The following is a 10,364-nucleotide window of genomic DNA, read 5'->3' on the forward strand; positions in this document are numbered from 1 at the left end:
CACCATCAATAGTCACCTGCATTTGATTTTCCTTTTAGACGTGAGCCTGCCGCACGGCAAAGCCGCCGAAAGTTAACGGTTTGCCCAGGCTCACAGCTGAAAGACTTTCTTTGATGTGCGCGTGCGAAGCGCATTAAAAAGCCCCGCTATTGCGAGGCTCTGGTTTCTTTCTGGCAGTTCGCCTGCCACGCTTTGTTATGTGCCAGGATGTCTTTCTTCGTCTGGCGGTCCAGAATGTCAATATCGTGGTTTGTCAGATAGATAATCCGGGTCCACAGGCAGCCCGTATCAATCACCACCGGGGCGGGTGAAGTTTTCGCGCAGCTCGCGATCAACATCGTCATCAGGCATGTGATTAACAGTCTGCTGGACATTACTAGCCTCTTTAGTGACTTCCGCTTTACGTTCTGCCGCCGCAACGGTCGCCGCTGCATTCTCTTCTGTGCGCTGCTGATCGGCTTTAGCCTCTGCTTTACTGGTGCCGCGAATATGGCCCAGGCCGAAAGCGCCAGCGATGGCGGCAATTACTGCTGCAGCAATACCAAATAAAGTTTCAAACCCCATAGTGACCTCACACCAGGACAGATTTCGCCAGGTTAAACAGCGCGCGGCGTTTATCCAGCCCGTTACGTCCGCCATTGATAAGCAGCGTGACGCGCTCCACGTCGCCGGAATGGAGCAGGCATCCGTGCGAGACATAGAACCATGCAGCTGAGCGAGCAGCATATTCATCCTGTTCCAGCAATTCAGGCTGGGTTACAAGGTCCAACTTCAGCGCGTGGCCACAGTTGCGGTAATTGCTGAGCCCGGTGATTTGCTTCAGGCCGCGACCGCGATATTTCCAGCCATCACCAGCAACCTGGTTGCCCAGGTTCTTTTTGCCCCACTCACCGCCATAAACCAGATTGGCTATCGCTTTCTGATTTGCCGATTGCGTTGCCGTTCTGCCGAGCGCGGCGGCCTGCTGGGGAGTAATGCGGTGTCTGCCGAATGTAGGCACTAAGTTTTCAGCCGCGTAATTCAGGTTTTCCACCAGCCGGGTAAATCCCGTGGACTCATGCCCCATCTGTGCGATGAACATGGCCTGATCGAGCGGCGCCGTGATGCCGAATTCCTTCATTGCAGCATCGATATGCTGAAACCAGCGCAAAGCGAGCCCGGCGCTAATGCCAGCCGCCTTTTGAAATAGTATTTGGTTCATTAGTGCCTCAGAAGATCAACCAGACGCGCCAGATTTCCCCGGACCTTCATAACAGCTGCGCATATCAGGAGGTTTGCCACCACCACCAGCCAACTGGAGTCACGATAGAGACCGAAGATGAATTGCCACGGGATTACTGCGTAAATCAGGATGGTTATATACGCCAGGATTGAGATGAAAGGACGGTGCCGGGCACCATGGCGCTGGTAGAACATCAGAACGACGACGATCACCGAGCAGATAAACGCGTTAAAGACAGCTGACGGGTCAATTACCATTTCCCCCTCCTCCGCGTAACCGTGAGAAAAAACCGAACAGGGTGTTCAGGTCCTGGTTATTAAGAAAAGTTAGGATTTTTATACACAGTGCAGACAAAATCACTGCACCGAGTGCATCCAGTGGTTTTTCATAACTCGAGGCAGCATTTAGCCATGAACCAACAAACCCGGCGCCAAGCACTCCAACAATGAATGATGTAAGGAAATATGCAGCCAGGCGAGCACGCGTAAGGTTTGCAGCTGTCGCGACGTAAAACACCGCACCACCAAACGCTCCAAACACCACGCCGAAATCTGTATGAGTAAAGACACCATACAGGACTGAACCCAGCAGGCCTCCGCCGAGAACTGCACCAGTGCCGGTTAATGGATCGGACATTACGCCCCCTCTGTAATTGCTATGAATCCTCTCAGTAAGTTTGAGGGGAAATAATAAAAGCCCGCTGTTGATGGCGGGCTAATGAGTTGACTATTTGTAAGGTAGGTGTGAGTAAGACTTATGCTCAGAGGTGAAGCTGTATCGGCTGATTCACTATCGGTCCAGGAGAACCACCGGGCATTCAGTTACTTCCCACAACTCAAAGCGTAGCAGCAGTTTGCAAAACCATAAAAAAAGGCCTGCGTTTTATGGCAGGCTCTCAAGGAATTTGAAACTTGTATTGTTGTTGTCATGGTGCCGGGTGCCTCCCGGTGACTCTACCCCAGTCAGCAAAGCCGCGCGCATACCTGCAGATAGCAGTTGACTGGAACGCCCTTTCGCTTAGAAAGGATTCACCACAATAATAAGTTACGACTAATCCATTCTAGCGGTCAATACATCATCGCCATGAGTCCTCTCAGAACGAGGGGAAACAAAAAAGGCCACCCATTGGCAGCCTTAGAAAAGCAAAAACCCCGCCGAGGCAGGGTTTCAATGATTAATTTCGTTTGGACGGTATCTTCCACGATTAGAAGCATACAGGACAGTTTTATGCAAAGTCAACACTAACGTGCAAAAAAGTGTCGCCATTTGTTCCGATCATATTAATAAGTTGTTGCCTTCTCAAATTCTACAGCAGCGTGATGCTCCCCCTGCCGCAAAGTCTCCACCAGCATTTCATAGAAGGGTTTCCAGTTGCGTGACCATGAGGACTGATGAAGGTCAGGGAGGCGCTTCAGAATGGCACGGTGTACCGTCGCCGAGGAGATAGCAGAGAAACCATTACCAGAGCAACGTTCACACGTTTTGAAAACCGGTGCGCCGCGGTCTTTAGTCGCTTTGCGGTCCAACACTTCGCCTTTACCGCCACACCTGCACCGGGCAAGGATCACTTTCTTTCCTCCGCATGTTCCGCAAACCCTATTCACCAGCTCATTTTTAATCTTCGGGGCCACCACTTCGGCACCGTCGGCGTCGAAAATACCAGGATGTTTAACCACATCCTCATTCCCGGAGATAAACCCGGCACCGCTGCAACTGTGACATGTCACGTTGGTAGCCGCTGAACGGGAGTATTCGGCAAAGGCGAATTGTGCGAGCACCATCATGCACCAGCCAAACTCGCCTGCTGCTGCTTTACGTACATTCCTGGGCGCTGATTCCATTGCATGACGCGCCAGAGCCTGTACAGCCAACTGCTCATCGCTTTTGCTGATCCCGGTCTTACCAAAGAAGGCAGCCAGACCAAACCGCGCTCGGCTGCTGGTGGTACCAATGGCCGCCATAACATCGGTGCCGGTGATACGATCCGGAGAGGTTCCTTTCACGTCGTCGCTGATGTGCACACCCTGAGGGCTAAAGTGTTTTAGTGATGCTTCCAACTTCATTGAATGGTTTCCCCCTTTTCAGCAGTGCCAAACCAGCCAGGGTGCGCCCACTGGACATCAGTCACTTTATCGCCGTTACCCCACAGCGTCAGAACACGCATAGCAACGTAGTGCATAAGGATTTTTTCATGCTCTCGCCACTCATCATCAGGAGTGTCTTCAACAAATTCAGCGATGGCGTCAGCAATAAGACCGAAACACTCAGGAAAATCACTATGACCGATTGCGATGTCTTTTGCCGTTTCCTGAAGCTCCATAAAACGCTGCTTGGTAAAGAGATACGACATTTCTCTAATTAGGCGATCCATTTTAATACCTCGTTGCGTTGGTGGCTTCCCACTCAATATCAAGTTCACTTTGCTGTTTGCCGGCCAAGTAATTGAAGGGCCCTTTATCACCCTCGATAAACTGGTGTGAGCGGGAATCAAAGTTAGCCCCTATGTCTCCGATCCAGCCTTCCCCTTCACGTTGTTTCAACAGGCGGATCATCGAAGCGGGCATTTGGATAGCAGTCTGTTCGTCCTTATCAAGGCTCTCATACCCCATTCTTTCAGCTTTGCGCTGCGCCAGTTCGCGCGGGATATTACGCCAGACCGCCATAACGTTGTCGGGCATGTCAGTTAAAGCGCCAGTGCCTTTAACATCCATTTTCCCTGTTGGTGCAGCTTCGTTTGTTTTTCTGGCATGCGTTACCAGCAGAACATGGCAGTTGTGCTCGTTTTTAAAGTCGCAGAGGGTATCGATAAATTCTTTTTGTCCACCGTAGTCCTCCTCATCGAGTCCACATTTTGCCAAGTTGTCGATAACGAAAAGATCGATTCCATAGCGGCGTCTGGCATAGGCAAATATTTCCAACAGTCGATCGGCCTTGGCTGTTCCGGTGAGTTTGAACACCCAAAGACGATCAGAAAACCACTCGTTAGTCATGATGATTTCAGTACGTTCTGGGTTTTTTCTACAAATGGTTTGCCGGGTAAGACGAGCCAACATTTTCCCAGGCTTAAGCTCCAGCGAGGCAATGCATATCCGGACTCCCTGGCTCATGGCATTGACGGCGATATGTCCCACCAGCTCGGTTTTTCCGTGGCCGTTTACTCCGTTAACCAGCGTCAGCTCTCCGGCGCGGAATTTGAAATTACTGTTCAGCGAATCCCACGGGCTGGAAAATAACCCAACATCTCGATGTTCGAATGCATCCAGTGTTTCCTGAAGGAGATCACCCGCAGAACAGAGTTCATCAGGGTCAAAGAATTTAGCGGTCCCTAAGTATTGCCAGATTTCATCCTCGCTCACCCCGGCAGTTAGGCATTCGTTGATATCTTTGTGCGGCAGCTCTACCAGGCGGCAACGATGCTCACCCAGACGGCGAGCAATTTCTTTTGCGGCTTCCCGCCCAACATCATCGTTATCGAGGCTTAACCAAATTTCTTCGAATCGGTCGAGGTTGTGATACTCGTATTCGATCCACTGCTGTTTGGCACCTTTTCCCCCGCCGAACGGTACCGATAGAGCACTGATACCGAATTGCGAGTAGGTCATACAGTCAATCTCTCCTTCGCAAAGCACAACAGCTCGGGCTTTCGCGTCCATAGCCTGCCAGCCAAACAGACATGGTTCGCAATCCGCCTCAGCCATGATCAACTTTTTGCCATTTGGTCGTTCAGTGCCGATTCGCTTTACCTGCAACAGCTCGCCATTGCGAAGATACGGAAACGCTACTGCCGGAATTTCGCGGTTTTCATCGTGGTACCAGACAACTGCATCCGAAACACGGAATTGATCGGCTGTCTCCCGGGTGATACCACGGGAAGCCAGGTAGTCGTAGCAATGACTCGCCTTTTTAACGCCTTTTTTGGTTGGGCGAGAGAAGGTCTTCTTCTTTGCCTCAAAGTGGTTATCGTCGTCCTTCAGCCCAAGGAACTCTTTCGCTTCTCGCATAGCGTCGTGCAGTTGGCAGTTACGCACCAACACCCAAAGATCCAGCAGGTCTCCGCTGTCGCCGCTTGCAAAATCCGCCCAAGTCTTCTTACCCCCGAGATTGATTTTCAGGCTCTTACCGGCATCACCATTGGTATTACCAGCGCACCACTCCTTGCCCTCGAGGTGTCCTCGTGGAAGCAGGTATTTCGCAACTCTTTCGGCGTTGTCCCACAATTTTTCAGATAACTCAGCAGGGGTCATCACACACTCCGTAAATCGAATTTTATAAAGCACATAGTCACGAATTCCTCACGCAAAAAGCCGCGGTTATAGCCAGCAACCAGTAGACGTTTGAGGATTCTTTTCATGGGCGGTTAGCTCCGCGCTTCATGCGGTCAATGGCTGCCTGGCTGATAAATACCTCAGCCGAACCGTCACTTGGTTTTGCGAACCAGGAAGCCCCTGTCCCACCGATGGCGTTTGCGCTTGGGGATATCTGAGGAGCTCCATTTGGTTTTTCATCGTTCCAGCGCTCTCCGTTCAGGTATGACGCTGGCAGGAGTTTGTCGAACCCCATTTGCTGTGTTTTCACCCGGAGGCTGATATCTTCAGCCAGCATAACGGCGAAGTTCTCAGGCGTACCTCGGTTCGCTTTTTTCCAGTCGCGATATTTGGTCCTGAACGCTGACTTAGCCTTGACCTTGGCATCCTTTCTCAGACCTGCCCCCCAAAAAATATTTTCGAAAGCGACATCGACTGGATCTTGGCCTTCAGCATCATCTGATTCTGAATCAGGTTTTTCCTGTGAAGGTTTCCCTTTCGACTCGTCAGGTTTATCGCCATCAGTCCGATTCGAATCGGACAAATTAGTTTTATTCCTTTCCTCTTCCCTTCCCTTCCTTTCCCTTCCGTCAGTGAGTTCGCCGTGAGCACTCAGTGAGTCCTCAGTGTTAACTCCATTGCTTGCATGTGAATCATATGTTTGTTTTTCATCATCATTCACTGAACCATCCATGTAATTAGGTGCTGGTTTCCGTGAGCTATCAGCGACTTCTTCTGGAGTAGGTATTGTTGTTGCGGATGGTCGGTTAATTTTCTGGTGTTTAGAAAAACCATCAATGTGAATATATTCAACACCATTCACTGAATACTCACTGATTAACCCAGCCAGGCTAAGTTCTTTAATTAACGGCTCGCAGTCGATCATGTCCGCAGGGAAAATCTGCATCTTGATACGCTTCGGGGAGCGCACCAGATTGCCTTTGTCGTCGGCAAAATTGAACATTCCGATAAACATCAGGCGCGCCTCAAATGAGCATTCGACAATCTTCTCATCAGTCCAGAACTCAGGTTTAATTGTTCTAATGCGTGCCATCAATCACCCCTCCATCAGAACAAATAACCTCACTTACATCAGGCCTTGGCTGGAATTTGGCATCAACCAGGGATGCCTTGCGCGCATTGCAGGAATCACACAAACACTGCATGTTGTCTGGGTGGTGAGCCCCACCGTTACGTCGCGATACAATGTGATCTGCGACCAATTTAATGCGGTCTTGACTACCACAATGACGGCATTTGAAACCGTCGCGCCAAAGAACAAATTCGCGTAGTGCGCGATGGCAGGGTACGCGCATTTTCAGGCGACCTTTGATCGTGGGCACTTTCCATTTGTTGCCGTTCTGGTCTAACCAAAACTCAGACGACACCTTTCCGTAATCACGCATTTTGCGCCTCCGAGACCTTTGTAAAATATTGTTGGAACTTCCAGACAGGCTGCATGCATTCATGCGGATAATTCTGCCTGGTGAAATACACCTGCTGCTTATCCCGATTCCAGCCGGTGACATGCACAATCACCCCGCGAGGATCGCGATAATCGATATCCAATGGCTTAACTTGGTTTTCGGTAGTGATTGGATGTGACATGTCACACCTCATTGCCCGGATGTGGGAAAACAAGCATTTCTCGCTTGATGGGTTTTTTACCCACAAAAGTTCTACTTGCTGCTTCAATAGAAGTTGCAAGTTTTGGTGACGCATTTCTGTATCCGTAGGCAATAAGATTCAAATATCCTATTGATGTACCGCTCTTAACTGCCAAAGCGTGCCATTCTTCTTTAGTGGAAGCACGACGCCAGGAAAGAAGTTCGTTTTCCATACCCACACCTCAATTTATCATTTTGGTAAAGTTTATCTTTACGATAACTATGAGGCAAGATAAATTTATCAAATTGGGTATTTATCATATTGCTAAAAAGTGGGAGTATTTGGTCATGGACATAAAAAACATTCGACGTCAGAACCTAAACAGGTTGATTGGTGAGTACATCGTGGAAGGTTATACCAAGGCACAAATTGCTGAAAAAATTGGTATACCCCCTTCTCAACTGAGTCAGTTATCTGGCTCTAACGCCTCTCGTAACATTGGTGACATAATAGCTAGGAGAATTGAGTCAAGTATGGGCCTGCCCCATGGCTGGATGGATTCAAAGAGAGCAGATGTTGATGCATCTGGTACCAAGCCTAACTTTTTCATAAATCCACTGACAAAAAATCAGCAACAATACCGAATTGAGGTGCTGGACACTGAGTTCAGTTGCGGAAGTGGCAGGATGAACATGGACTATCCTGAAATAGTTAAATCGATTGAACTTGATCCAGAGGAGGCTAAAAGGATGTTTGGTGGGCGTAGCCCTACCTCCCTGAAAATCTGCACGGTTGTCGGCGATAGCATGCTCGGGACTATTTTCCCTGGGGATCTTGTCGTTATAGACGTTACGGTAAACCGGTTGATAGGTGATGGGATTTATGCGTTCGTTTATGGTGACAACTTTCATATCAAACGCTTACAACTGCTTAAGGACAAGCTGGTAGTCATCAGCGATAATTCAACTTACGAAAAATGGTTTGTATCTGAAACTGATCAAAGCGAGTTTCACATTCAGGGCTTAGTTGTCGGTAGATGGCAAATGTCATACAACCGTTTGGGGTGAGACTCATACATATAAAAAACCAGCTTCGGCTGGTTTTTTTATGCCCTGCACAAAATAATTTACTATATATATCAATATTATAACCATTAATTTATCATAATTTATCAAAAAGATATTTACCAAAATTTATCTTTGAGATAAAGTTCATTCATCGGCAAACAACGGAGCCAATGAAATGAATACTCAAATCACCGTAGCCAAAACCATCGGCAAAAGAATATTAAATCAAAGATCTTCGCTTCGACTCTCTCAGGATTTTTTGGCTGATCATCTTGGTTTAACAACCGAAACCATTAACAACTGGGAAACGGAAAAAACTGTTCCGTTTGCTGACCAGTTAATCCAATTGGCTAACATTCTTCATTCTGATGTTCTGTGGCTCATTTCAGGAAACGAGCAGTGCGGTGAATTTACAGAACCAACAAGTATTATAACGTCCAATCAACTTAACTCATGGTCTGCTGATATTGGCAATTGCAGAATGGCTTTATCTAACGCTATGGATTGCATGCCTCCGGAATTGTCGGCTATCGGTACACTAACTATCGTTTATGAAAAATTAGAAGACTTGCAAGAAACCATCTGCAAGCAAGCCGACAAAATTTAAAATTAATTAACATTATTTAATTAACACCTTTCTTGGTGGGGACAAACTCACCCTTAGGAAATGAAAATGCAAAATTCCGTCGCAATTAATCAGCCAGTTAAAACACCTCAGATGCTGTTCGGATCTGACAACATTAATGACTTTGGCAACCGCGTTCAAAGCTGCCTGATGGAAGGTGATTCAATGCAGCCGACCATCGAACCATGTGAGGTTGTGGCTTTCGTTGATTGCGGTGGAAGTGCGCTTACCTCTGGAATTTATGTTTACACAATGGATGCTTTTGGTCGCCCATGCCTTTTCATTGAGAGAATTGAGCCATTAGCTGATGGCTCATTAAAAATCATCTCTGATAACCATCATTACGAAACTTTCACCCTTAATGCTGATGAACAGAAAGAAATCAAAATTCACGGTCGGGTGGTCGCTTCTTTGGCTGTGAGGCGCTTCGTATGACTTTCATCATTAATAAATCGGCATATAGAACAGCATGCCTTTATGCGGCTTGCGGTTACGAGGTAATCGCTCGTCTTTATCTCAAAAAAGCATATGGACGGTAATTATGAGCTTATTAAAAATGCAAGACATTCAGGTTGTGAATTTCAAAGCCGAGAAACTGGCTGGTTTATCGCAAACATTATTTGAATATCACGACAAACTGGACCATTTCCAACTTAAAACTATTTGCTCTCTTGTTTATGACATTGCTGGCGAAATTCATGATTGGACCGAAAAAGAAGAGAAGATTGTTATGAGCTTAGAGGAGGAGGCGCGCCGCAATGGATAATTTAATCAACACCTATCGACGCCGAATTTTAAAAGCAGCGTTATTACGCCACCAGCGTAAAACTGGCAGTAACTGCCTTGTTATTAAGCTCAATAAAGGCGGTATTAACACGGTCGAGTTAACAGAGATTCTTCTGGATGGATTATTACGAAAATTCGAAAGGCTTGCGATCAGTGAGTACGGGAATGTCGACGGTGTAAAAGCTATTAAGGGAATTTACAGCAGCGCTGTCGATGTTAATGGCAGTGGTGAATTCCTTACGGATAGCGGGAAGGCATTAATCGACGAGCTCATTTCTGAGCTGGTTGAGTTCGTCAAAAAACAAAAAGTGGAGGCTCGGATCTGATGGCGCTGACAGCGATACGAATTCCTGAGTGGGTTCACCTCAAGGCGGCACACGTTTTAAGCCAGTTCAGGACAAGGCGCATTCACCCCTGCCGTATGCACGGCTCCGGGAATTTGAGCCTCAAGGTTAATCACCGCTGGCGGCTACTCTCCCGCGATGGCGGCAAGAACTGGGAAGTAATGAGTCACGAACGATACAGCAAAGTTAAGGACCGGAAATGAAAGATAAACGCACCGTAAGCATGATTGACCTGGCATTACAGAAACACGATACGCCAGTTGGCCCACTGTTCGTAGCAATACGTCACGGTCGTATCAAAAAATGCTTCACGCGAGATACGGCGATCCGCTATCTGGCTTTCTTCATGACCACCGAGGCTTTTGAGCGTTCAGGTTTTCCGCAGCATCACCCGCGAGTGCGTATTGA

General features: G+C 47.9%; 16 protein-coding genes and 1 pseudogene. 6 read left to right on the forward strand and 11 right to left on the reverse strand.

Translation table 11 applies throughout. From position 1 onward, the window contains the following. Nucleotides 1-146 precede the first annotated feature (146 nt). The 11 genes from C3451_RS24685 to C3451_RS23605 form a co-directional block, all read right to left on the reverse strand. A complete protein-coding gene (locus tag C3451_RS24685; RefSeq protein WP_124304483.1) occupies nucleotides 147-338 on the reverse strand; it encodes a hypothetical protein in 192 nt (63 codons plus the stop codon). Beyond that, a complete protein-coding gene (locus C3451_RS23555) occupies nucleotides 289-564 on the reverse strand; it encodes a hypothetical protein (protein WP_049017496.1) in 276 nt (91 codons plus the stop codon). The genes C3451_RS24685 and C3451_RS23555 overlap by 50 nt, the downstream gene beginning before the upstream one ends. Before the next feature lie 7 nt (nucleotides 565-571). After that, on the reverse strand, nucleotides 572-1,201 hold the full coding sequence (locus C3451_RS23560; protein WP_124304474.1) for a glycoside hydrolase family 19 protein: 630 nt from the start codon (nucleotides 1,199-1,201) through the stop codon (nucleotides 572-574). Next, the gene (locus tag C3451_RS23565; protein ID WP_124304475.1) at nucleotides 1,201-1,479 is read right to left on the reverse strand and encodes a phage holin family protein; all 279 of its coding nucleotides are present in this window, start codon (nucleotides 1,477-1,479) and stop codon (nucleotides 1,201-1,203) included. Before C3451_RS23565 ends, C3451_RS23560 begins: the two co-directional genes overlap by 1 nt. Next, entirely contained in the window at nucleotides 1,469-1,858 is a 390-nt protein-coding gene (locus C3451_RS23570) for a phage holin family protein (RefSeq protein WP_023150206.1), read from the reverse strand. The genes C3451_RS23565 and C3451_RS23570 overlap by 11 nt, the downstream gene beginning before the upstream one ends. 644 nt (nucleotides 1,859-2,502) lie before the next feature. Further along, nucleotides 2,503-3,285 carry an antitermination protein gene (locus C3451_RS23575; RefSeq protein ID WP_124304476.1) on the reverse strand — a complete coding sequence of 261 codons (783 nt, stop codon included), beginning with the start codon at nucleotides 3,283-3,285 and terminating at the stop codon, nucleotides 2,503-2,505. After that, nucleotides 3,282-3,593: a hypothetical protein gene (locus tag C3451_RS23580; RefSeq protein WP_001325077.1), complete on the reverse strand. Its 312-nt coding sequence runs from the start codon at nucleotides 3,591-3,593 to the stop codon at nucleotides 3,282-3,284. The genes C3451_RS23575 and C3451_RS23580 overlap by 4 nt, the downstream gene beginning before the upstream one ends. A 1-nt stretch (nucleotide 3,594) precedes the next feature. Then, complete coding sequence (locus C3451_RS23585; RefSeq protein ID WP_124304477.1) at nucleotides 3,595-5,466, reverse strand: toprim domain-containing protein; 1,872 nt, start codon at nucleotides 5,464-5,466, stop codon at nucleotides 3,595-3,597. Between the two features lie 103 nt (nucleotides 5,467-5,569). Further along, nucleotides 5,570-6,580 carry a hypothetical protein gene (locus C3451_RS23590; protein WP_124304478.1) on the reverse strand — a complete coding sequence of 337 codons (1,011 nt, stop codon included), beginning with the start codon at nucleotides 6,578-6,580 and terminating at the stop codon, nucleotides 5,570-5,572. Between the two features lie 344 nt (nucleotides 6,581-6,924). Continuing rightward, nucleotides 6,925-7,134: a DUF4222 domain-containing protein gene (locus tag C3451_RS23600; protein WP_045404153.1), complete on the reverse strand. Its 210-nt coding sequence runs from the start codon at nucleotides 7,132-7,134 to the stop codon at nucleotides 6,925-6,927. A 1-nt stretch (nucleotide 7,135) separates the two neighbouring features. Further along, complete coding sequence (locus C3451_RS23605) at nucleotides 7,136-7,366, reverse strand: transcriptional regulator (protein WP_072051414.1); 231 nt, start codon at nucleotides 7,364-7,366, stop codon at nucleotides 7,136-7,138. Between the two features lie 49 nt (nucleotides 7,367-7,415). On the opposite strand from C3451_RS23605, the gene C3451_RS23610 reads away from it, so the two are divergent. The 6 genes and pseudogenes from C3451_RS23610 to C3451_RS23640 all read left to right on the forward strand — a co-directional run. After that, nucleotides 7,416-8,201: a S24 family peptidase gene (locus C3451_RS23610; protein WP_006811075.1), complete on the forward strand. Its 786-nt coding sequence runs from the start codon at nucleotides 7,416-7,418 to the stop codon at nucleotides 8,199-8,201. 175 nt (nucleotides 8,202-8,376) lie between these two features. Then, the gene (locus C3451_RS23615) at nucleotides 8,377-8,808 is read left to right on the forward strand and encodes a helix-turn-helix domain-containing protein (protein ID WP_124304479.1); all 432 of its coding nucleotides are present in this window, start codon (nucleotides 8,377-8,379) and stop codon (nucleotides 8,806-8,808) included. 66 nt (nucleotides 8,809-8,874) lie between these two features. Then, on the forward strand, nucleotides 8,875-9,261 hold the full coding sequence (locus C3451_RS23620; RefSeq protein WP_124304480.1) for a S24 family peptidase: 387 nt from the start codon (nucleotides 8,875-8,877) through the stop codon (nucleotides 9,259-9,261). A gap of 106 nt (nucleotides 9,262-9,367) precedes the next feature. Continuing rightward, nucleotides 9,368-9,592: a hypothetical protein gene (locus C3451_RS23625; protein ID WP_124304481.1), complete on the forward strand. Its 225-nt coding sequence runs from the start codon at nucleotides 9,368-9,370 to the stop codon at nucleotides 9,590-9,592. Next, nucleotides 9,585-9,938: a hypothetical protein gene (locus C3451_RS23630; protein WP_124304482.1), complete on the forward strand. Its 354-nt coding sequence runs from the start codon at nucleotides 9,585-9,587 to the stop codon at nucleotides 9,936-9,938. The genes C3451_RS23625 and C3451_RS23630 overlap by 8 nt, the downstream gene beginning before the upstream one ends. Nucleotides 9,939-10,155: 217 nt before the next feature. Then, nucleotides 10,156-10,364 (forward strand): annotated as a pseudogene (locus C3451_RS23640) (hypothetical protein); the annotation flags it as partial.

Origin of the sequence: Enterobacter sp. 301B (assembly GCF_003850715.1) — a bacterium.
Classification (GTDB): Bacteria; Pseudomonadota; Gammaproteobacteria; order Enterobacterales; family Enterobacteriaceae; genus Enterobacter; species Enterobacter intestinihominis.

What these genes read in the sequence shown, in the direction of transcription:
- C3451_RS23610 (WP_006811075.1), top strand. Translation starts at nt 7,416, where the DNA reads ATGAGGCAAGATAAATTTATCAAATTGGGTATTTATCATATTGCTAAA.
- C3451_RS23590 (WP_124304478.1), bottom strand. Translation starts at nt 6,580, where the DNA reads ATGGCACGCATTAGAACAATTAAACCTGAGTTCTGGACTGATGAGAAG.
- C3451_RS23585 (WP_124304477.1), bottom strand. Translation starts at nt 5,466, where the DNA reads ATGACCCCTGCTGAGTTATCTGAAAAATTGTGGGACAACGCCGAAAGA.
- C3451_RS23565 (WP_124304475.1), bottom strand. Translation starts at nt 1,479, where the DNA reads ATGGTAATTGACCCGTCAGCTGTCTTTAACGCGTTTATCTGCTCGGTG.
- C3451_RS24685 (WP_124304483.1), bottom strand. Translation starts at nt 338, where the DNA reads ATGTTGATCGCGAGCTGCGCGAAAACTTCACCCGCCCCGGTGGTGATT.
- C3451_RS23625 (WP_124304481.1), top strand. Translation starts at nt 9,368, where the DNA reads ATGAGCTTATTAAAAATGCAAGACATTCAGGTTGTGAATTTCAAAGCC.
- C3451_RS23620 (WP_124304480.1), top strand. Translation starts at nt 8,875, where the DNA reads ATGCAAAATTCCGTCGCAATTAATCAGCCAGTTAAAACACCTCAGATG.
- C3451_RS23555 (WP_049017496.1), bottom strand. Translation starts at nt 564, where the DNA reads ATGGGGTTTGAAACTTTATTTGGTATTGCTGCAGCAGTAATTGCCGCC.
- C3451_RS23615 (WP_124304479.1), top strand. Translation starts at nt 8,377, where the DNA reads ATGAATACTCAAATCACCGTAGCCAAAACCATCGGCAAAAGAATATTA.
- C3451_RS23605 (WP_072051414.1), bottom strand. Translation starts at nt 7,366, where the DNA reads ATGGAAAACGAACTTCTTTCCTGGCGTCGTGCTTCCACTAAAGAAGAA.
- C3451_RS23630 (WP_124304482.1), top strand. Translation starts at nt 9,585, where the DNA reads ATGGATAATTTAATCAACACCTATCGACGCCGAATTTTAAAAGCAGCG.
- C3451_RS23575 (WP_124304476.1), bottom strand. Translation starts at nt 3,285, where the DNA reads ATGAAGTTGGAAGCATCACTAAAACACTTTAGCCCTCAGGGTGTGCAC.
- C3451_RS23580 (WP_001325077.1), bottom strand. Translation starts at nt 3,593, where the DNA reads ATGGATCGCCTAATTAGAGAAATGTCGTATCTCTTTACCAAGCAGCGT.
- C3451_RS23570 (WP_023150206.1), bottom strand. Translation starts at nt 1,858, where the DNA reads ATGTCCGATCCATTAACCGGCACTGGTGCAGTTCTCGGCGGAGGCCTG.
- C3451_RS23600 (WP_045404153.1), bottom strand. Translation starts at nt 7,134, where the DNA reads ATGTCACATCCAATCACTACCGAAAACCAAGTTAAGCCATTGGATATC.
- C3451_RS23560 (WP_124304474.1), bottom strand. Translation starts at nt 1,201, where the DNA reads ATGAACCAAATACTATTTCAAAAGGCGGCTGGCATTAGCGCCGGGCTC.